This is a genomic window from Faecalibacillus intestinalis (assembly GCF_015097455.1).
In the GTDB taxonomy this organism is placed as follows: Bacteria; Bacillota_I; Bacilli_A; order Erysipelotrichales; family Coprobacillaceae; genus Faecalibacillus; species Faecalibacillus intestinalis.
Window position 1 is genome coordinate 370,037 of sequence record NZ_AP024085.1, and the last position, 20,211, is coordinate 390,247.

Annotated in this window: 16 protein-coding genes; 14 read left to right on the plus strand and 2 right to left on the minus strand. The window is 29.7% G+C overall.

All coding sequences use genetic code 11. The features are described 5' to 3' along the window. Positions 1-77: 77 nt before the first annotated feature. The 10 genes from murQ (at position 78) to tnpA (ending at position 11,868) form a co-directional block, all read left to right on the plus strand. A complete protein-coding gene (murQ, locus tag Fi14EGH31_RS02060; protein ID WP_106988931.1) occupies positions 78-977 on the plus strand; it encodes an N-acetylmuramic acid 6-phosphate etherase in 900 nt (299 codons plus the stop codon). Positions 978-989: 12 nt separating this feature from the next. Beyond that, complete coding sequence (locus Fi14EGH31_RS02065) at positions 990-1,322, plus strand: hypothetical protein (protein WP_022000972.1); 333 nt, start codon at positions 990-992, stop codon at positions 1,320-1,322. A gap of 11 nt (positions 1,323-1,333) precedes the next feature. Then, positions 1,334-2,686: a PTS sugar transporter subunit IIC gene (locus tag Fi14EGH31_RS02070; protein ID WP_022000971.1), complete on the plus strand. Its 1,353-nt coding sequence runs from the start codon at positions 1,334-1,336 to the stop codon at positions 2,684-2,686. A 12-nt stretch (positions 2,687-2,698) separates the two neighbouring features. Then, the gene (locus Fi14EGH31_RS02075) at positions 2,699-3,577 is read left to right on the plus strand and encodes an N-acetylglucosamine kinase (protein ID WP_117482064.1); all 879 of its coding nucleotides are present in this window, start codon (positions 2,699-2,701) and stop codon (positions 3,575-3,577) included. 34 nt (positions 3,578-3,611) lie between these two features. Continuing rightward, a complete protein-coding gene (locus tag Fi14EGH31_RS02080) occupies positions 3,612-5,075 on the plus strand; it encodes a glycoside hydrolase family 1 protein (RefSeq protein ID WP_022000969.1) in 1,464 nt (487 codons plus the stop codon). A gap of 166 nt (positions 5,076-5,241) precedes the next feature. Beyond that, the gene (locus tag Fi14EGH31_RS02085; RefSeq protein WP_200765087.1) at positions 5,242-7,647 is read left to right on the plus strand and encodes a glycoside hydrolase family 3 N-terminal domain-containing protein; all 2,406 of its coding nucleotides are present in this window, start codon (positions 5,242-5,244) and stop codon (positions 7,645-7,647) included. 104 nt (positions 7,648-7,751) lie between these two features. Continuing rightward, the gene (locus tag Fi14EGH31_RS02090; RefSeq protein WP_107029942.1) at positions 7,752-8,342 is read left to right on the plus strand and encodes a hypothetical protein; all 591 of its coding nucleotides are present in this window, start codon (positions 7,752-7,754) and stop codon (positions 8,340-8,342) included. Positions 8,343-8,403: 61 nt separating this feature from the next. Beyond that, entirely contained in the window at positions 8,404-8,967 is a 564-nt protein-coding gene (locus Fi14EGH31_RS02095) for a TetR/AcrR family transcriptional regulator (protein ID WP_158546564.1), read from the plus strand. A gap of 138 nt (positions 8,968-9,105) precedes the next feature. Continuing rightward, the gene (locus Fi14EGH31_RS02100; protein ID WP_200765088.1) at positions 9,106-11,151 is read left to right on the plus strand and encodes an oxidoreductase; all 2,046 of its coding nucleotides are present in this window, start codon (positions 9,106-9,108) and stop codon (positions 11,149-11,151) included. Positions 11,152-11,367: 216 nt separating this feature from the next. Beyond that, entirely contained in the window at positions 11,368-11,868 is a 501-nt protein-coding gene (gene tnpA, locus Fi14EGH31_RS02105; RefSeq protein ID WP_200765089.1) for an IS200/IS605 family transposase, read from the plus strand. A gap of 321 nt (positions 11,869-12,189) precedes the next feature. Here tnpA and Fi14EGH31_RS02110 read toward each other — a convergent pair whose 3' ends face one another. Together Fi14EGH31_RS02110 and Fi14EGH31_RS02115 are read right to left on the minus strand one after the other, a co-directional pair. Next, complete coding sequence (locus Fi14EGH31_RS02110; protein ID WP_200765090.1) at positions 12,190-13,455, minus strand: helix-turn-helix domain-containing protein; 1,266 nt, start codon at positions 13,453-13,455, stop codon at positions 12,190-12,192. Between the two features lie 412 nt (positions 13,456-13,867). After that, complete coding sequence (locus Fi14EGH31_RS02115; RefSeq protein ID WP_022000962.1) at positions 13,868-14,953, minus strand: AraC family transcriptional regulator; 1,086 nt, start codon at positions 14,951-14,953, stop codon at positions 13,868-13,870. 153 nt (positions 14,954-15,106) lie between these two features. Here Fi14EGH31_RS02115 and Fi14EGH31_RS02120 point away from each other — a divergent pair, with 153 nt between their 5' ends. Genes Fi14EGH31_RS02120 through pgmB form a run of 4 tightly spaced genes read left to right on the plus strand, consistent with a single transcriptional unit; the run spans position 15,107 to position 20,097 of the window. After that, a complete protein-coding gene (locus tag Fi14EGH31_RS02120; RefSeq protein ID WP_200765091.1) occupies positions 15,107-16,372 on the plus strand; it encodes a PTS sugar transporter subunit IIC in 1,266 nt (421 codons plus the stop codon). After that, positions 16,365-17,771, plus strand: coding sequence for a 6-phospho-beta-glucosidase (locus Fi14EGH31_RS02125; RefSeq protein ID WP_022000960.1), 1,407 nt, complete (start codon positions 16,365-16,367; stop codon positions 17,769-17,771). Before Fi14EGH31_RS02120 ends, Fi14EGH31_RS02125 begins: the two co-directional genes overlap by 8 nt. Next, positions 17,768-19,456, plus strand: a complete 1,689-nt coding sequence (locus Fi14EGH31_RS02130) for a glycoside hydrolase family 3 protein (RefSeq protein ID WP_022000959.1) — start codon at positions 17,768-17,770, stop codon at positions 19,454-19,456. The genes Fi14EGH31_RS02125 and Fi14EGH31_RS02130 overlap by 4 nt, the downstream gene beginning before the upstream one ends. After that, positions 19,453-20,097: a beta-phosphoglucomutase gene (gene pgmB / locus Fi14EGH31_RS02135; RefSeq protein WP_022000958.1), complete on the plus strand. Its 645-nt coding sequence runs from the start codon at positions 19,453-19,455 to the stop codon at positions 20,095-20,097. Before Fi14EGH31_RS02130 ends, pgmB begins: the two co-directional genes overlap by 4 nt. Positions 20,098-20,211: the final 114 nt, after the last annotated feature.

The following is a 20,211-nucleotide window of genomic DNA, read 5'->3' on the forward strand; positions in this document are numbered from 1 at the left end:
ATTTTAAAATATATCAATTATTATTGAAATAATATTTCAATAATAATATAATGATATTGGAAGGAGGGGCCATATTAATGAAATTAAATCAGTTAGATACAGAAAAAGTAAACCAAAATTCATTACATATTGATGAAATGTCAACTATTGATATTTTAAAAACAATTAATAATGAAGATCAAAAAGTAGCATTTGCAGTACAAGACGTCATATTACAAATCGCTCAAGCGGTTGATTGTATCTATGAAAAAATGTGTTTAGGTGGAAGATTAATTTATGTAGGTGCTGGAACTTCTGGAAGGCTAGGAATACTAGATGCCTCTGAATGTCCACCAACTTATGGAGTTGAACCTACTCTTATCCAAGGAATTATTGCTGGAGGGATTAAAGCTGTTACTCAAGCAGTTGAAGGTGCAGAGGATTCGAAGCAATTAGCACAAATTGATTTAGAAAAAATAAATTTAAATGACAAAGATGTTGTTTGTGGAATTGCTGCTTCAGGAAGAACACCTTATGTAATTGCAGGATTGCAATATGCGCGCAAAATTGGCTGTTCTACAATTTCATTGTGTTGTGTTCAAAATGGAGAGATTTCAAAGTACGCTAATTATCCTATTGAAGTTGTTGTAGGACCAGAAGTTGTCACTGGCTCAACAAGAATGAAAGCTGGGACAGCACAAAAGATGGTTTTAAATATGATTTCAACTTCAGTGATGATTAAAAGAGGAAAAGTATTTGGAAACTTAATGGTTGATGTTCAACCAACAAATGAAAAATTAAAAATGAGAGCTGTTTCTATTGTTTGCCAATCTGTTGATTGTGATGAAGCAGAAGCAACAAGACTATTAAATAAAAGCAAGTTTAATGTTAAGATTGCTATTTTAATGGGTCTTACGGGTAAAGATGAAATAGAATGTCAAGAAGCTCTTGAAAAGAATAAAGGTAATATTAGCCTAACAGTTAGAAGTTTTTTATAGGAGGAATAAGCAATGAAAAGATATGTTGTAAAAAATGAAAAAAATAAAACATATAAAAATATGTTTGGGGTAACAGACTATGATATTCCAATGTTTGGATTTAAAAGTGCATTGTTGATTTTAGGTGCTACAATGTTATCTTTAATTGTTTGTGTAAATGGTTTTCATTATTTACATATTGATTTTCGCCTTCCTAATGCAATTATTAGTTCAATTGTATGCGGTTTATCTGTTGCTTATTCACAATTTTATATTGAAAGAAAAAAAGGAATGTGTAAAAGCTTTTGGATTGTTACAGGTATATTTACAATCATGGCTTTTGTGATGATATTAATGATTAGATAGGAGGAGAAAATATGTTTGAAAAGTTCTCGAACATTATTGAAGGTAAATTTGCTGGTCCTTTGGAAAAACTTTCCAATCAAAGACATTTACGTGCTATTCGTGATGGGATCATTGCTACTTTACCAATTATTATTGTAAGTTCATTATTAATGGTTGTTGCATTTTCATATAATCAAATGCCTGAATCATGGGCTTTGGCGAAGTTTATCAAAGCTAATGCAGTAGCTATTTTATTACCATATAGAATGTCAATGTATATTATGACATTATATGCAGTTTTTGGAATTGGTTATTCACTTGCAAAATCTTATGATTTAGATGGATTAAGTGGAGCAATTATGGCAGAGTTAACATTCTTATTAACGATTGTTCCTGTCTCTATTCCAGATGTGACTGATTCAATTACTGCATTAGCAAGTAAAAATGCAGAATTAAATGCATTTTTACAACAACTTCCTTCAGGATATGTTATTCCTGCAGAAAACTTAGGATCAGCAGGTATGTTTATTGGAATTTTATCTGCATTTATTGGAGTTGAAATTTATAGATTTACACAAGTAAAAGGTATAAAAATTACGATGCCTGCTGCTGTTCCACCAGCAGTAGCAAGATCTTTTGAATCTTTAACACCAACAATTATTATTATTTTAGGAATGTCTACCATTACAATGTGGTTAGGTATTGATGTTCATAGTATTGTCGGAACACTTATTAAACCATTAGTAAATGCAACAGATACTTTACCATCAACATTAATTATTATTTTCTTAATTATGTTTTTCTGGTCATTCGGTATTCATGGAGATTCTATTGTTAGTTCTCTTGCAAGACCAATTTGGTTAATTTTATTAGACCAAAATACAGCTGCGGTAGCTGCTGGAAAAGTAGCAACACATATTGGTGTTGAACCATTTTTACAATGGTTTGTGCATATTGGTGGATCAGGAGCAACACTTGGATTAGCTATCTTATTCTGTTTTAAAGCAAAATCTAAATATGGAAAAACTTTAGGAAGAACAACAATCTTACCATCTATTTTTAACATTAATGAACCAATGATTTTTGGGGCACCAATTGTTTTAAATCCGATGTTATTAATTCCTTTTATTGTTATTCCTTTAGTTCTAGCAACAATTGCTTGGGTTGCTACAGCAATGCATTTAGTTAATTGTGCTGTTACAATTGCTCCATGGACATTACCTGGACCAATTGGTGCTTATCTTGCATGTGGAGGAGATTGGAGAGCAGCAGTTTTGAATATTATTTTAATTGTAATCTCTGTTGTGTTATATTATCCATTCTTTAAAATGTATGATAAGGAATTATTAGAAGAAGAAAAAGCTAAAGAAGCTATTGAAGGATAAAAGGTGAAATTTATGTATATAGGTATTGATGGTGGTGGAACAAAGACAAAAATGGTTTCTTATGATGATGATGGAAATATAGGTCAAGAAATAGTTTTACCAACTGTTCATATTCTAAGTCAAACACCAAAAAAATGTATTGAAATATTAAAAGCTGGAGTTGAACAATTAGATCCACAAAGTGTTTCAAAAATTGGTATTGGTTTAGCAGGATATGGACAAGATAAAAAAATAAGAAAAGAAATAGAGGATATTTGTTTAAAAGCATTTAAAAATAGACCATTTGTTTTAAAAAGTGATGTACAAATAGCAATAGAAGGTGCTCTTGATGGTCAAGATGGTATTGTTGTGATTGCTGGAACGGGTAGTATTGCGCTTTCTTTAAAGGAAGGTATGTTACAACGTTGTGGTGGTTGGGGCTATCAATTAGGTGATGAAGGAAGTGCTTATTGGATTGCTAAAAAGATGTTGAATGTTTTTTGTCAAGAAGTTGATGGTCGTTTAGAAAAGACGATTTTATATGATTTAATTAAAAGAGAATGTCATTTAGTAAATGATTATGACATTATTACTTTTATGAATAATTTAAATCATGATCGTACAAAAATAGCTGCTTTAGCTTATATCAATGGCTTAGCAGCAAAAGAAAAAGATCCTAATGCTTTAAAAATATATAAACAAGCTGCAGAAGAAATATATAAACTTATTAACTTGTTATCTAAAAATTTTAAATCTCCCATTAACGTCTCTTATATAGGCGGTGTATTTCAACATGCAGGTTCCTTTATTATTCCTCATCTTCAAGATCAATTAGGAAATCGTTTTAATCTTATTCCACCTATTCATACACCAGAATATGGTGCCTATATACTTGCAAAGAAACTAAGGTGAGAAATCACCTTAGTTTTTAAAAGGAGGACATAAAATGGTATATATACAAAAGAAAAAAGATATTCTTTGGGGTGGAGCAACTGCTAGTAGTCAATATGAAGGAGGTTATGATTTAGATGGAAAAGGTTTAGATACACAAGATTGTAGACCTTATTTAAAGAGAACTTCTGATGCTACAACAGCAACACGCTTACTCACACGAGATGTTATAGATGAAGCAAAAAAATGTCAGGGTATTGGAAATTATCCTTTTAGAAAAGGCAGTGATGGATATCATCATATAGATGAAGATATTGCTTTATTAAAAGAATTGGGGATTGATATTTATAGATTTTCAATAAGTTGGGCAAGATTATATCCTCAAGGTGATGAGTTAGAACCAAATAAAAAAGGAATCGCGTTTTATGATCATATTTTTAAAGAAGTTCATAAGGCGGGTATGAAAATATTTTTAACAATGAATCATTATGCTGTACCACTATATTTAGTAGAAAATTATGGTGGTTGGACAAATAGAAAATTAGTTACTTTTTATGAAAGATTTGCGAGAACTGTTTTTGAACATTGGGGACAATATATTGATTATTTCTTACCATTTAATGAAATAAATGCAGGTTATTTTAGTCCTTATAATGGCGTAGGTTTAGTTAAAGAAAAAGACAAATCCTATAATCAAAGTCTTGTTTTTCAATCACTTCATCATCAATTTATTGCAAGTGCACAAACAATTAAAATAGCAAGAGAATTATCTCCTAAAAGTCAATCAGGATGTATGGTCGCATGTTTTTGTTATTATCCTTTAACATCTTCACCAGAAGATAATTTAAAAGCCGTTAGAGATGAAGAAATACATCAATGGTTTGCAGTTGATATTTTAGCTAATGGTCATTATCCAAGTTATATGGATCGCTTTTTTAGAGAAAATGATATTCATTTAAAAATGGAAGAGGGCGATGAAGCATTGTTAAAAGAATATGCTTGTGATTTTGTTAGCTTTTCTTACTATTCAAGTTCAATTGCTACTGTTCAAGAAGATGGACAACAAACAGCAGGTAATTTAGTAGTTTCAACTAAAAATCCTTATTTAAAAGCAAGTGAATGGGGATGGCAAATTGACCCAATTGGTCTTAGAATTATGCTCAATAAAATGTATGATCGTACTCAAAAACCAATTTTTATTTCAGAAAACGGCTTAGGAGCAAGAGATCAATTAAATAGTGATTTTTCAATTCATGATCCTTATAGAATAGATTATTTAAAACAACATTTTAAACAAATAGAAGAAGCCATTGATGATGGTGTTGATGTTATTGGTTATATTATGTGGGGTGTTATTGATATTGTTTCAGCTGGAAGCTGTGAAATGGCAAAAAGATATGGAGTTATTTATGTAGATGGTGATAATTTAGGAAATGGTACATATAAACGTTATAAGAAGGATAGTTTTAAGTGGTATCATAATTATATTCAAGCTCAACATCAACAATTTAAGAAATGATTAATTTCATTTCTTTTTTCGAAACAATATTTTAAATTTTTTAATAAAAAAATGAAATTTTATGTATGAAAAGGCTTTCAAAATGATTTTGTTTTTGTTACAATACATATTGTACAACATGTCTAGACAATATTAAGTGCAAAATTGAGGAAGGAAATATAAAAATATGGGAAAAAGAATGAAGAAAGTTCTAGCATCTGCTATGTCCCTATCAATGGTTGCATCAATGGCCATGTCAGGGGTAAGTGCTACAACTTCAAGAGTTGATAGTTTGTTATCCAATATGTCATTAAGACAAAAGATAACACAAATGATGATGGTTGATTTTAGACAATGGAAAACAGCAGATGAAGAAGCAAAATCTGATTTTACTAAAATGAATTCAGAAGTACAAAAAATTGTAGAAGATTATGATTTTGGATCAGTTATTTTCTTTGCTAATAATATTAAAGAAACTAAACAAAGCTTCAATTTAACAATGGATTTACAAAAAGCAGCGACAAAAGATAATGGTATTCCATTATTGATTACAACTGATCAAGAAGGTGGAATTGTTTATCGTTTAGGATCAGGAACTGCTTTACCAGGAAATATGGCATTAGGTGCAACAGGTGATGTCAATAATGCTAAAATCGCTGGAGAAATTATTGGTAGTGAATTAAGTTCTTTAGGTATTAATACAACGTTAGCACCAGTTGTTGATGTAAATAATAATGCTAATAATCCGGTTATTGGATTACGCTCTTATGGTGAAGATGCTGAAATGGTTGGAAAAATGGCATCAGCTGAAATTGAAGGATTAGCTGAATATAATGTTATTGGATGTGCAAAACATTTCCCTGGTCATGGAGATACTGCAACAGACTCACATTATGGATTACCAATGGTTAATAAATCAAAAGAAGAATTATTGAATAATGAATTAAAACCATATCAAGTAGCAATTGATCAAGGTATTGAAATGATCATGTCAGCTCATATTCTTTACCCACAATTAGATGATACAACAGTTCATTCAGATAAAACTGGTAAAGAAGAAAAATTACCTTCAACATTATCTCATAAAATCTTAACTGATTTATTAAAAGGAGAAATGGGATTTAATGGTGTTGTAGTTACTGATGCAATGAACATGGCAGGTATTGCAGCAACTTATGATGAAGTACAAGCTGTTAAACTTGCTATTAATGCAGGGGTAGATTTAATTTGTATGCCAACAAATATTACTTGTTTAGAAGATATGTCTAAATTAGATGCCATTATTGATGGTGTAGAAAAAGCAGTAAATGATGGTGAAATTCAAGAATCTAGATTAGATGATGCAGTAACAAGAGTTTTAACATTAAAAGAAAATAAAGGAATTTTAGATTGGAAAGAATCTAACTATTCATTAGAAAAAGCATTAGCAACAGTAGGTTGTGATGAAAACAGAGCTAAAGAAAGAGAAATCGCTGCTAAAGCAGTAACAGTTGTTAAAAATGAAAATAATACATTACCATTAAATGTTACTAAAAAAAGTAAAGTATTATTAGTAGCAGCTGAAAATAACCAAAGATCATTAATGAAATATGGTGTAGAACGTGCTAAAAAAGCTGGATTAATTCCAGATGGAGCTGAAGTAAAAGTTACAAGATATATGGACCGTACACTTGCTTCAGATGCAACAGTTATTAATGCTGATGGTTCAACATATACATCAGCAATGACAGATTTACTAGATTGGTGTGATACACTTGTTGTTGTTTCAGATAATAGTGGATTAAATGTGAAAAAAGCGCATTATGAAAATAATTATACTGGAACACCTTATAACTTAGTAGATTACGTTGAAAAATCAGATTCTAATAAAACAACAGTAGTTATTTCTGCTAATAAACCATATGATGTACAAATGTATCCAAATGCTGATGCAATTATGGCTGTTTATGGATCAAAAGGAGATCCAACAGAACAATTAATTGGTGGAGCAACAGGTTCAACATCTGCTTCAGGACCAAATATTACAGCTGGTGTTGAAGTTGCATTCGGTGTCTTTGGAGCATCAGGAAAATTACCAGTAAGTATTCCAAAATATGTTTTAACTACAAATAATGATGGAACAGAAACTGGTTCATTCTCTGATGAAGTATTATATGCTAATGGTTATGGAATAACATACGATGCTAAAACAATTAATAGAGATGAATTAGAAAATAAAGTAGCAGAGTTAGAAAAACTTGAAAAAGGAAACTATACAGATGCATCATGGTCAGTATTTGAAATTGCATTAAATAATGCTAAAGAAGTATTAGGTAAAGTAAGTTCACAAGAAGATATTGATGAAGCATTAGCAACATTAAATAAAGCATATGAAGCATTAACAGAAAACAAAAAAGAAGAACCAACAAATCCATCTGATAAAAAAGATGAATCAACAAATAAAAAAGACGAAACAGTTAAAACAGAAACAAAGAAAAATACACAAAAATCAAAAGTAAAAACAGGAGATAATACAGCAATTACAGCATTTGCAGTAATGATGTTTATTTCAGGATGTGTATTTGTATTAGCAAGAAGAAAAAGAAATGATTAATTAAAATGTCCTCTTCGTTGAAATCAACGAGGAGGATTTTTTTATTTTAATCACTTTGATTACCAAGTATAATTAAATAAATAAACAAAGAAAGGATTAGAGTGATGATTGATTTAAGAGAATATTTTTATAATAAGATAAAAAATGAAATGGATCATTGGGATATGTCAGATGCTTATTCTATTACCTTTTTTCTATATAGTAATGAAGCATATACATATAAAGAATATTCTAATGTTTGTGAATTTAGTATTTCTTTAAATAATGAAACTTTCTTTAAAAGTGAATATTCTGGAGATGATGAAGGCCTTTATAGTGAAGAAAGATGGAATTATGCATATTTAGAGCAAGATGATAAAGATATGCTTGATGAAAAAGGAATGGAAACTTTATTTGCGTGGTATAAACAAGAAGGTATAGAGAATATTGGTTATGAAGATCCTGATTGTTATGATGAAAATTGTAGATATATAGGAAAAGGTCCAGTAGGGTATTATGAATTATTAGAAGTGATTAGTGATGTTGCTAGAAGATTAATTGAAGAAGATTATTTTCTACAAAGATGTGGTAAGAGAATTCCTATTATTATTCAAGATTTAGAATTTACGTGGTATGTTCTTGAGGCAACAAAGAAAGTAAATATCCATGATGAAGCACATGATTTTTTTAAAGCATTAGAATCTGGAAATATGTAACTTATTTGTAATTTTCTATAACTTTTGATAAAATCTATTCTGTTTAGAAATGAGGAATAGGATGACTACTAGAGATATACAAAGAGAAGAAACGAAAAAGAGAATATATGATGTTGCTTTTAAGTTATTTGATGAATTTGGATATGATAAGGTAAAAGTAAGTGATATTGCTAAGGCAGCAAATGTTTCTGTAGGATCTGTATATTATCATTATAAGAATAAAGAAGCAATTATTGATTATGGCTATTATGAATTTGATCAGATGTTAAAAGAAGCTTACGAAAAGCAAACTTTTAATAGTGAAAGAGAGGCTATTTTATTTTTAATAGATTTTCAAATTAAAGATGTTTTTTTAGATATTGGTTTAAAGATGACAACTATTTGTTTTAAAAATCAAATAAATGCTGAAAATACATATCTTCATAGTGATGAAAGATATCTTTATCAAAAACTTTTAGAAAACTTAAATAATATACAACACATGAATAAAGAACATGCTGCTAAAATGATGTTAAGAATTAGTCGAGGAAGTATTTATGATTGGTGTTGTCATAATGGAAGTTATGATTTAATAGAAGCAGTGCATGAAGAAATATCTATTGTATTAGATTATATTGGTTTGTAGAAAGACGAAAGTCTTTCTATTTTTTTATTTCTATGTGAAAAAAATATTAAGTTATTGACAATTGAATTGTAAAGGCTTACGATGTATATATAAGTTAACTGAATGAGTTCAGTGAACTAATTCAAGGAGGGATTTGGTATGAATAAATATCAACATTTATTTTCACCGATTAAAATCGGTACAGTAGAAGTACCTAATCGTATTGCATTACTTCCAATGGGTGTCTTTTCATCACGTATGATGAATAATGATGGAAGTTATACAAAAGATGGGGCAGATTATTATATTGAAAGAGCAAAAGGAGGAACTGGTTTAATTATTACTGGTTTAGTTCCTGTGCCAAAAGGAGCAGGACTTCCTAGTATTGTTAATGATGTTAAAAGCTACACTGAAAATATGAAATATTTAGCAGATGGTGTGCATAAATACGGTTCAAAAGTATTTGTCATGTTAACTGCTATGTCTGGTAGAGCTTCTATTCATCCTACAGATCCAGCACCTAGTTCAATGCCTAATGTATGGGATCCATCTAAAAATAATCCTGAAATGAGTATTGAAGATATTCATCAATATATTGAATGGTTTGCTCAAGGAGCAAAAGCTGCTAAAGATGCAGGAATTGATGGAGTTGAAATTCATGCTGTACATGAAGGTTATTTATTAGATCAATTTACAATTGCAGCATGGAATAAACGTAATGATGAATATGGTGGAAGTTTAGAAAATCGTTTAAGATTCCCATGTGAAATTGTAAAAGCTATTAAAAAAGCTTGTGGGGAAGATTTCCCAGTTTCTGTAAGATATTCTGTTGTAAGTAAAACAAAAGATTTTAACAGAGGTGCTTTACCAGGTGAAGAATATCAAGAATTTGGTAGAGATTATGAAGAAAGTGAAAAAGTAGCTAAGATGTTAGAAGAAGCAGGTTATGATATGCTTGATTGTGATAATGGTTCTTATGATGCTTGGTATTGGCCACATCCACCAGTATATATGCCAAAAGCATGTAACTTGGAAGATGTTGAAAAGGTAAAACAATGGGTTAATATTCCTGTTATTTGTGGTGGTCGTTTTGATAATCCTGAACTTGCTGAAAAAGAAATTGCGGCTGGTAAGATTGATATGATGGGTATGGGTCGTCCGTTACTTGCAGATCCTGATTTAGCTAATAAGTTTAAAGAAGGAAGAGAAGATGATATTAGACCATGTATTTCTTGTCACTTTGGATGTTTAGCACGTATTTTCCAAGTTGATATGAAAACAATGTCTTCTAAAGATATTTCATGTGCTTTAAATCCACGTTGTGGAATGGAAAATCATTATAATATTACTAAAGCAGATGTAATAAAGAAAGTCGCTGTTGTCGGTGGTGGTATCGCTGGTATGGAAGCTGCACGCGTGGCTGCTCTTCGAGGACATAGTGTTGACTTGTATGAAAAAACTGATCGTTTAGGTGGTGTCTTTAATGAAGCAAGTGCTTTTGATTTTAAAGATGATGATCGTCGTTTATTAGCTTGGTATAAAAAACAAATCAAAGATGCAGGAGTTAATGTTAAATTTAATACTGAATTTAAAGTAGAAGATAAAGCAAATTATGATGTTGTTTTTGTTGCTACTGGAGCAAGTGAAAAACGTTTAGATAATATTCCTGGATTTGATCAACCAAATGTAAGATATGCAGTTGATGTTTTAGATAAACAAGATATTAAAGATCAAAATGTTGTCATCATAGGTGGAGGTCTTACAGGTTGTGAATTAGCTTATGACCTTGCTAGAAAGAATAAAAAAGTTTCAGTTGTTGAAGCTTTACCTACCATTATGAATGTAGAAGGTCTTGCAGCTCCAAACTATAATATGCTTGTTGAATTAATGGAATATTACCATGTTGATCTTTATAAAAATGCAACAGTAAAAGAATATAAAGATGGTAAATTGATGATTGATGTGATAACAACAAACGAACCAAATATTAATAATAGAGCACGTATGATGTCATTATTTGGGGTACATCATACACCAAAAGCAATTGAAGCTGATACAGTTGTTGTATCTGTTGGTTATAAATCTAATCAAACATTATATGATTCAATTAAAGGAGAAAATATCTATTTATTAGGAGATGCTATTCAACCAGGTAACTTAATGGCTGCTATTTGGGGTGCATATACAACAGCTTTAAAAATTTAAGATAACACGAGACAATTTTTGTCTCGTATTTTTTTATTTAACAATTCGAAGGGAAAGAGAATTGATGACTTTAGTCAGTTGAGCACATGAAATGTGCGAAATGGAAAACCACCTGCTATGCGGGTGGTGTGGTAAAGATGTTATACAAAAATATCACCTTTCCTATATAATAAAGTTGTTCAAGCTATATTAATAAAAAGGAAAGGTGATTAAATAATGGCTAAAAAAGCGAATTCTTTAGCACATACGAAGTGGATGTGCAAATATCACATCGTCTTCACTCCAAAGTATAGACGAAAAGTGATTTATAATCAACTAAGAGAAGACATAGGAGAAATATTAAGAACATTGTGCAGATACAAGGGAGTAGAAATAATTGAAGGACATCTAATGAGTGATCATGTACATATGTTGGTAATGATACCGCCAAAATTAAGTGTTTCATCATTTATGGGATATTTAAAAGGGAAATCAGCATTAATGATTTTTGATAGACATGCCAATTTAAAATATAAATATGGAAATAGACATTTTTGGGCAGAAGGATATTATGTGAGTACAGTAGGATTAAATGATCAAACGGTCGCAAAATATATAAGAGAACAAGAACAACATGATATCGTGATGGATAAATTAAGTGTGAAAGAGTATAAGGATCCATTCGAAAAAAAAGGAATCCGAGAAGAAAATAAAAAACGAGGAAAGAAAGCAAAATAAAGAATTCCCTTTGAGGGAAAGCGAGAGTCAAAAGCAATAGCTTGAACGAAGTGAAAGCAGCGCCTTTTAGACCCGAGCAAGTAACATAGGCTTACAGCCGCAGTGAAAACCACGCCGTTTAGACGTGGTTTTTATTTTGATGGTTGAATTTAGTCTTTCATGTGATTGAAAACCAAATTTTGTTATGAAAGAGTACTATTTTTGGGCGCATTAAAGCTGTGCATTTTTGTCAATTTTTTTGAGTGTAAGACTAAAATCCACTTGAATAAAGTATTGAACTGTCAATCTGTATACCCATTTTCATACATTCTCTGAATGATTTTAATCTTTTAATAAGTAAGGTTTTAAAACAATATTGTCTTTATTGATTCTTTCAATTCCAAAATCTTTGAATTTTTGATAAAGTGCAGGATTCATAAATTCCATTACTTCTAATGGTGATTTACCTTTTAAATGTTCTTTTGATTGAGAATTGATATGTGAGACTATTAGATTTGCTTTTTCCTGACTGTTAAGTCCTAAATCATTTTCTTTTGGACAAATATAGCGGATTTCTTTATGATTGTTTTCTAAACTTCCTTTTTGACCAGAAGCCATTGGATCACAATAGAAGATTCGTGTACGTCTTGATTCATTTTCTTCTTTTTCAAACCCTTCAGCATCACAAAATTCACTTCCTCTATCAGTCTTTATAATGGCAACTTCTTCACTGAAAAGGTCTTTCCCTAAGATCTTTTCTAAAAGGTCGACTCCTTCGACCATTGATTTCGCTGTTTTTTCTTCTTGATAGACGATAAACATGAAGGAATAGTCTAAAAATTTAAATGTTTGCATGAAAGGACCTGTAGAACCATTATTGTAGACCGTATCCATTTCAACAACGCTTAGATTTTTATTTTCTGCTGTATAATTAATAAAGTCATCGTATGTACGACCATTCAAATACTTTTTATCTTCTCTTTTTTTATATTTATTAGAAGCCTTTTTCGCTATTTTTCTTTTTGTTTTGATTCTAAGATCGATATCGAGAAGTCCAAATTCTCTAAAGATACCATTTTCAATATAGTTGTAGAGCGTTTTTTCAGAAATATTCAATTCAGGATGATTGGTAACGATATGATAGGGAGAATGCCCGGCTTTAATAAGCGGAACGATAATATCAGCCATAGCTTTGCATTCTTCATATGACATATTGATACCAGTTCTAGAATCAACAAGGTCTTCCCTATATTTTTTATGAGAAAAATCAGCCTTGTATCTATACTTATCATAGCGACAATGTGTATATTTAGAACAGTCGCTACATGCACCAGGAGAACGATCACGACGATTGCAGGTGAAAGGTTTAAAATCAGCACAATTGACACAGACATGATTGTGAGAACAGTTTTTCATATTAGCACAATTAATTTTATAAGAAGATTTGTGAACAAGTTCTCTATGTTTTTTGATTTCTTTACCAACAGTAGACTTGTCCTTGCTGATGGTAAGAGCGATAGCAGCTTTAGTAGAGCCGTTTTCGATACCTTTTTCAATGATGATTCTTTCTTGAACAGTAAGATGTAAATTTTTATTGTTAGAAGACATGATAATCTACCTTTCATGAAAATGGAAAACAGATATCAGGTAAATTATACAGGTGAAAGACTAAAATCCACTTTGTTATATCTAAAGTGGAATTTAACTTTTCACTTTAGAAATCGATAAATAAAAATGATAATCAATTGTTTTATTTGAAATAATATTCTAAAATTTTTGTTTGTCATTTAATGCAGATAATCTTTGTCGTTAGTATTTTTTATCATAAGAATTATTGATTAATGATCTAGCGTATTATTGCAATATCTCTTAATAAAGAATTACTCTTAATGTAAGATACCTATTTATGAAATATAATAAATTGATAGCCAATAGAATAAATGTTAAATATTTTTTACTTATTAGAAGTAATAAATATATTTACTTGTTTTTATAAATAATTAGTATATATTGAAAATCTTTATATCTTTGAATAATGTTTTCTATACTTACCAGGTGTAATACCATTTAGTCGCGTAAAAGTACGTATAAAATGATCAACACTATTGTAACCAATTGCTATTGAAATTTCATCTAAGTTCATGTCTGTATTTATTAAAAATGCTTTAGCATGTATCATTTTAATATTTTTAAGTATAGTTGAAAATGATATATTGAATGTTTTTTTGATTAATGAACTAAGATATGCTTCATTATAATGGAATTTTTTTGCTAAATCAGACAATGTAACATGTGAGTAATTATTTTCTATGTAGTTTAGTATGGTATATAAAGTTTTATATGTATTTTCAATTGGAAAATACAATGATGATGAATTGAAGTTACGTAAAATATTATATATAAAAATCTTAAGCCAGGACATAGCTATTTTTGATGAATATTTGTCTTGATGAACATGACTTTCTAAAATAATCTGTTTTAATGCTTCTTGCATTGTTTGATTGTTTTTGGTTTCACATAACAAATAATTTGGATTGGATTCTTTATTAAGCATTATTCTGTAAATGAATTGGGAAATAATATCAAATTCCTCACTACTTATGTCGAGTACATTTTTTAATATTTTGTTTCTTATAAAAATATTAATAATAAAAGTATCTTTTTCAACTTTGATGTTATGTCTTGCTAATGGGGAAATAATACAGACATGTCCAGGTAATAATTGTATTTGTTTTTTTTCAAAAAATAATTGCGCTTTACCTTCGATAACAAAATCAATCTCAATACAATCATGTTCATGTATTGTACTTTTTAAATGATTGAGATGTTTAAAAGCATAGATATCTTTTGACAATGGTATAAGACTACTATCCTCAACATTTATGCGCATAATTGGTGCAGTTAAATCATTTAATGAAATAAGAGTGTTATTTATACTTTGAACAAATTTATTTGAATTAAATTCTTTTTTTTGGTTAAGAATAATAGCTTCATAATTATTTTCTAAATATGTAATAAGTTTTTCATATTTTACAGGTTCTTGTGTTTTAGCAAAAAGATAATTACAACATTTTTGTACAGTATTAATATATAATTTTTTTTCCATAATATTTCCTCCTTCTAAAAGAATTATAACTAAAAATCAATCTAAAAAAAAGTCGATTTTTAATAAAATGATTACATGGTTTTTGTTTTAAAAAAAAGATAGATTATTAGTGTAAACTAGTTTATACAAAGTATTTAATAGAGGAGAGATAAAATGAAAGACACACTTTTAAATAAGATTAGTAATTTTACTGCAAAGTTAACGCAGTTAAAGTGGATTCAAGGAATAAGTCGTGGCGGTATGCAAGTCATGCCATTTATTATGGTTGGTTCATTTGCATCATTATTTGCTGGATTGCAATTTGAATCTTATCAATCATTTTTAACAAGTACTGGTTTAGGTACTGCATTGCAATGGGTAACAAATTGTACAACAAATATTATGGGAATTTTATTTGTATATTTTATTGCTAAATCATATGCAGAAATTTTAAACTTAGAAGAAAAAAATATTGGTATAATTAGTATTGCAATATATTTGATTTTATGCCCATCTGTTATGACTGAAACAGGATCTTTATTATCTTTTGATTATTTGGGATCAAAAGGTGTTATTATGGGAATTATCCTAGCAATTGTAGTTGTAAGAATATATCAATATATTTTGTCAAAGAATGTAAAAATTAAGTTGCCAGAAGGAACTCCAGAATACGTTTCTAATTCATTTGGTGCAATTATACCATTTATTATTTTAGCAATTATTGCATTAATTATTCGAATGGTATTTATTTATACACCATATAATACTATTTTTGAATCTTTTTATGCATTATTACAAATTCCCTTAAATGCAATTGTAGGTGAAAATATATTTAGTCAATTAGTATTAAATGTTGTTGCTCAATATTTGTGGGTATTTGGTATTCACGGTTCTTCAATTATTGATACATTAAGAGGTCCAATTATGTTTGGATTAGATGGTGCACAACAAGCTGCATATGCAGCTAATCTTCCATTGCCAAATATTATGGGAATGGCATTTTCCTATATGTATTATACGGCTATAATGTATCCTGCAGTTGCTATTGCAGTTTGTTGCTTTGCAAAAAGTAAACGTATGAAAATGGTTGGAAAAATGGCTTTACCAGCAAGTTTTTTTGGAATTAGTGAACCGCTTGTTTTTGGATTGCCAATTGTTTTTAATCCAATATTAGCTATTCCATTTATTTTTATACCAAGTATTGTTATGGGAATTGCTTATTTAATTACTTCGTTAGGTTTGGTTGCTACACCAATTGGCGTACAAGTATTTAATATTCCTTTGGCTATTAATGGTATATTAAATGGTTCATGGACTATAGCTATTTTACAAATACTTTTATTAATTCTTTCAGTTATTATGTGGATGCCTTTTATAAAATTTGCCGATAAAAAAGCACTTGAAGAAGAAAAAATAGGAGAATTAAAGTCACATGAATAAAAATTTTTTATGGGGCGGTGCTACAGCTGCCAATCAATGTGAAGGAGCTTATTTAGACGGAAACAAAGGCTTAAGTATTATGGATGTTATGACTAATGGATCAAAAAATCATAAAAGATTAATTACTGATAGCATTCAAAAAGAATATTACTACCCAAATCATGATGGAAATCATTTCTATTATCATTATAAAGAAGATATTGCATTAATGGCTGAGATGGGATTTAAATGTTATAGAATGTCCATTGCTTGGACTAGAATATATCCAAACGGAGATGATGAACAACCAAATGAGGATGGCTTAAAGTTTTATGATAAAGTTTTTCAAGAGTTAAAAAAATATAACATTGAACCAATAGTTACATTATCACATTATGAAATGCCTCTCAATCTAGTGAAAAAATATGGATCTTGGCGTAGTAGAAAACTTATTGATTTCTTTTATAATTTCAGTAAAACAGTTTTAACTAGATATAAAAATTATGTAAGATATTGGATTACATTTAATGAAATAAATGCAATTGAATTTATGCCATATTTTCCGGCTGGACTTCTTATTGAAGAAGATGAGAATCGTCATCAAGTTATTTATCAAGCTGCACATCATATGCTTGTTGCAAGTGCCAAAGTTGTGAAATTAGCTCATGATATTAATCCGAAAAATAAAGTGGGATGTATGACATTATTTGGAGTAAATTATCCGCGTACTTGTCATCCAAACGATGTATTAAAAGCAGAAATGGCAAATCAAGATTTTCTCGGTATCCCGGATGTACAAGTTTTTGGTTATTATTCTGATTATCAATTAAAACAATATCAAAATAAGAATGTGCATTTAGATATCACTGATGAGGATTTAGAAATTTTGAAAAATGGCACAGTAGATTTTGTTTCTTTTTCATATTATATGTCTATGGTTCAAGGTGAAAAAAGAGAAGGTGAAAATTTTGCACAAGGAAATATGGTTGCTGGACTAGAAAATCCATATTTAGAATCGAATGAATGGGGATGGCAAATTGATCCTGTTGGTTTGAGAATTACTTTGAACTATTTATATCAAAAATATCGTAAACCACTATTTATTGTTGAAAATGGATTAGGATCTGAAGATATTCTTACGTCTGATGGAACAGTCCATGATGATTATCGTATTGATTATTTAAGAAAACATATTCAAGAAATGATTAAAGCAGTAGATGAAGATGGTGTACCTCTTTTAGGTTATACAATGTGGGGATGTATAGATTTAGTAAGTGCAGGTAGTGGTGAGATGAAAAAACGATATGGCTTTGTATATGTAGATAAAGATGATTATGGAAATGGGACATATAAAAGATTTAGAAAAGATTCATTCTATTGGTATAAAAAAGTAATTGAAAGTAATGGTGAAATTTTATGATCGAATTATCTAAAAAACCATTTTGTTTGACAGAAAAACAAATAAACAATCTTCATGAGATATTTTCTGTTATGTCTTTAGATGAAAAAATAGGACAACTTTTTTGTCCTATTGGATCATCATTTGATGAAGAACAAATTAAAGAATTTATAGAAAAATATAAACCAGGTGCTATGATGTATAGGCCTATGGAATCTCATAAAATAAAAAATATTCATGAAAATTTACAAAAATATTCAAAAATTCCACTTATGTTGGCTGCAAATTTAGAAAGTGGTGGTAATGGTATTTGTTTGGATGGAACATATTTTTCAAGACAGATGGGTGTTGCAGCTACAAATAATATTGATCAAGCATATAATTTAGGAATGATAGCTGGAAAAGAAGCAAATGCAGTGAAATGTAATTGGTCTTTTGCTCCGATTGTTGACATCGATAAAAATTTTCTTAATCCAATAACAAACATCAGAACATTCGGAAGTGACAAGGATCTAGTTATTCAATGTGCTCAATATCAAATGAAGGCACTAAGAGAAAATTGTGTTATCCCTTGTATTAAACATTTTCCAGGAGATGGTGTTGATATGAGAGATCAACATTTAGTTAGCAGTGTTAATGATTTGACGGTCGATCAATGGGATAATTCATATGGAAAAATTTATCAGACATTAATTGATGATGGTGTTGAAACTATCATGGTTGGACATATTTTATTACCATATTATACCAAATATATTAATCCAGAGATAAATGATGAAGATATCCTCCCTGCAAGTATGTCTAAAGAAATTTTATCTGGTCTTTTAAGGGGAAAATTAGGGTTTAATGGTATGATTGTCACTGATGCTACTGCAATGGTAGGATATAATGTTTCTATGCCAAGAAATAAGGTAATACCTTTAACGATTGAAAATGGCTGTGATATGATTTTATTTAACAAAAATATTGATGAAGATTATCAAGCTATGAAAGACGGCATAGAATCAGGATTATTATCTATAGAAAGGCTTAATGAAGCAGTTTTAAGAATACTTGCTACAAAGATGGCAAATGGATTGTTTGAAAAACTTAATGAATTCCATGATTTGTCAATTATTGGATGTAAAGAACATCAAGAACTTGCTTATCAATGTGCAAGTGAAGCAATAACACTTGTAAAAAATCGTCAAGATGTTTTGCCTATTAGCCCTCAAAAGTATAAAAAAGTTAGAATTTACAATTTGACTGATAAGACATCTGGTGGTTTTAAAGAAGAAGGAAGTCAAAGAAGACTAGAAGATTATCTAGAAAAATTAGGATTTGATATAGATGTTTATGATTATGAAAATCTAAATTTTTATGAAATTTTTGAAGCTGGTACATCATACATTAAAGAAAAATATGATTTGATTATTTATGTAGCAAATTTCGATACTGCAAGCAATTATACAGTTCGAAGAATTGAATGGATCAAACTAATGGCAGCTGATGCTCCATGGTTTGTGCAAGAAGTACCAACAATTTTTATTTCAATGGCTAATCCGTATCATTTGATAGATGTACCAATGATTAAAACGTATATTAATTGTTATAGCAATAATGATGCATGTTTAGTAGCATTAGTCAATAAATTAATTGGAAAGGAAGAATTTTCCGGAGTGAGTCCAGTAGATGCATTCTGTGGAAAGTGGGATACAAGAAGATGATAGAAGCAATAATATTTGATCTAGACGGAGTCATTTGTTCAACTGATCAATATCATTATAAGGCTTGGAAAGAATTGGCGGATGAATTAGATATTCCTTTTGATGAAAAAGATAATGAGAAACTTAGAGGAGTATCGAGAATGGAAAGTTTAGATATTATTTTAGAAAAAAGTTCAAAGAAGTATTTAAATGACGAAAAACAAGCATTTGCAGAAAAGAAAAATATTATATATCAACAATATCTTAATCAGATGACTGTTGAAGACCTCCCAAAAGAAGTCATGGATACTTTACAGAAACTCAGAAATAATGGCTTAAAACTTGCCATTGGATCTTCTAGCAAAAACACATTGCTTATTCTAAAACAAATAGGATTAGAAAACTTTTTTGATGCCATAAGTGATGGAACAATGATCACATATTCAAAACCACATCCAGAAGTCTTTATGAAAGCAGCAGATTTATTGAATGTTAACTATAAACATTGTTTAGTTGTTGAAGATGCAGTAGCTGGATGCATTGCAGCAAAAAGTGCTTCTATGAAAGTGGCAGCAATTGCTAGTGCTTATGGAAATAATGTTGCTGATTTTCATTTGAATTGTTTTAAAGATTTACTAATCATTCTAAATACAATTAAATAGCAATCAAGTCATCATAATATATACTTCTCTAGAATATTAACCTATTTTTCTGCCTCCCAACATCCTATAAGATGTAAAAATATTATAGAGAAGTATTTTTACTTATAAAAGGAG

Coding starts and splice junctions, on each gene's coding strand:
- murQ (WP_106988931.1), top strand. CDS start 78: ATGAAATTAAATCAGTTAGATACAGAAAAAGTAAACCAAAATTCATTA.
- Fi14EGH31_RS02065 (WP_022000972.1), top strand. CDS start 990: ATGAAAAGATATGTTGTAAAAAATGAAAAAAATAAAACATATAAAAAT.
- Fi14EGH31_RS02070 (WP_022000971.1), top strand. CDS start 1,334: ATGTTTGAAAAGTTCTCGAACATTATTGAAGGTAAATTTGCTGGTCCT.
- Fi14EGH31_RS02075 (WP_117482064.1), top strand. CDS start 2,699: ATGTATATAGGTATTGATGGTGGTGGAACAAAGACAAAAATGGTTTCT.
- Fi14EGH31_RS02080 (WP_022000969.1), top strand. CDS start 3,612: ATGGTATATATACAAAAGAAAAAAGATATTCTTTGGGGTGGAGCAACT.
- Fi14EGH31_RS02085 (WP_200765087.1), top strand. CDS start 5,242: ATGGGAAAAAGAATGAAGAAAGTTCTAGCATCTGCTATGTCCCTATCA.
- Fi14EGH31_RS02090 (WP_107029942.1), top strand. CDS start 7,752: ATGATTGATTTAAGAGAATATTTTTATAATAAGATAAAAAATGAAATG.
- Fi14EGH31_RS02095 (WP_158546564.1), top strand. CDS start 8,404: ATGACTACTAGAGATATACAAAGAGAAGAAACGAAAAAGAGAATATAT.
- Fi14EGH31_RS02100 (WP_200765088.1), top strand. CDS start 9,106: ATGAATAAATATCAACATTTATTTTCACCGATTAAAATCGGTACAGTA.
- tnpA (WP_200765089.1), top strand. CDS start 11,368: ATGGCTAAAAAAGCGAATTCTTTAGCACATACGAAGTGGATGTGCAAA.
- Fi14EGH31_RS02110 (WP_200765090.1), bottom strand. CDS start 13,455: ATGTCTTCTAACAATAAAAATTTACATCTTACTGTTCAAGAAAGAATC.
- Fi14EGH31_RS02115 (WP_022000962.1), bottom strand. CDS start 14,953: ATGGAAAAAAAATTATATATTAATACTGTACAAAAATGTTGTAATTAT.
- Fi14EGH31_RS02120 (WP_200765091.1), top strand. CDS start 15,107: ATGAAAGACACACTTTTAAATAAGATTAGTAATTTTACTGCAAAGTTA.
- Fi14EGH31_RS02125 (WP_022000960.1), top strand. CDS start 16,365: ATGAATAAAAATTTTTTATGGGGCGGTGCTACAGCTGCCAATCAATGT.
- Fi14EGH31_RS02130 (WP_022000959.1), top strand. CDS start 17,768: ATGATCGAATTATCTAAAAAACCATTTTGTTTGACAGAAAAACAAATA.
- pgmB (WP_022000958.1), top strand. CDS start 19,453: ATGATAGAAGCAATAATATTTGATCTAGACGGAGTCATTTGTTCAACT.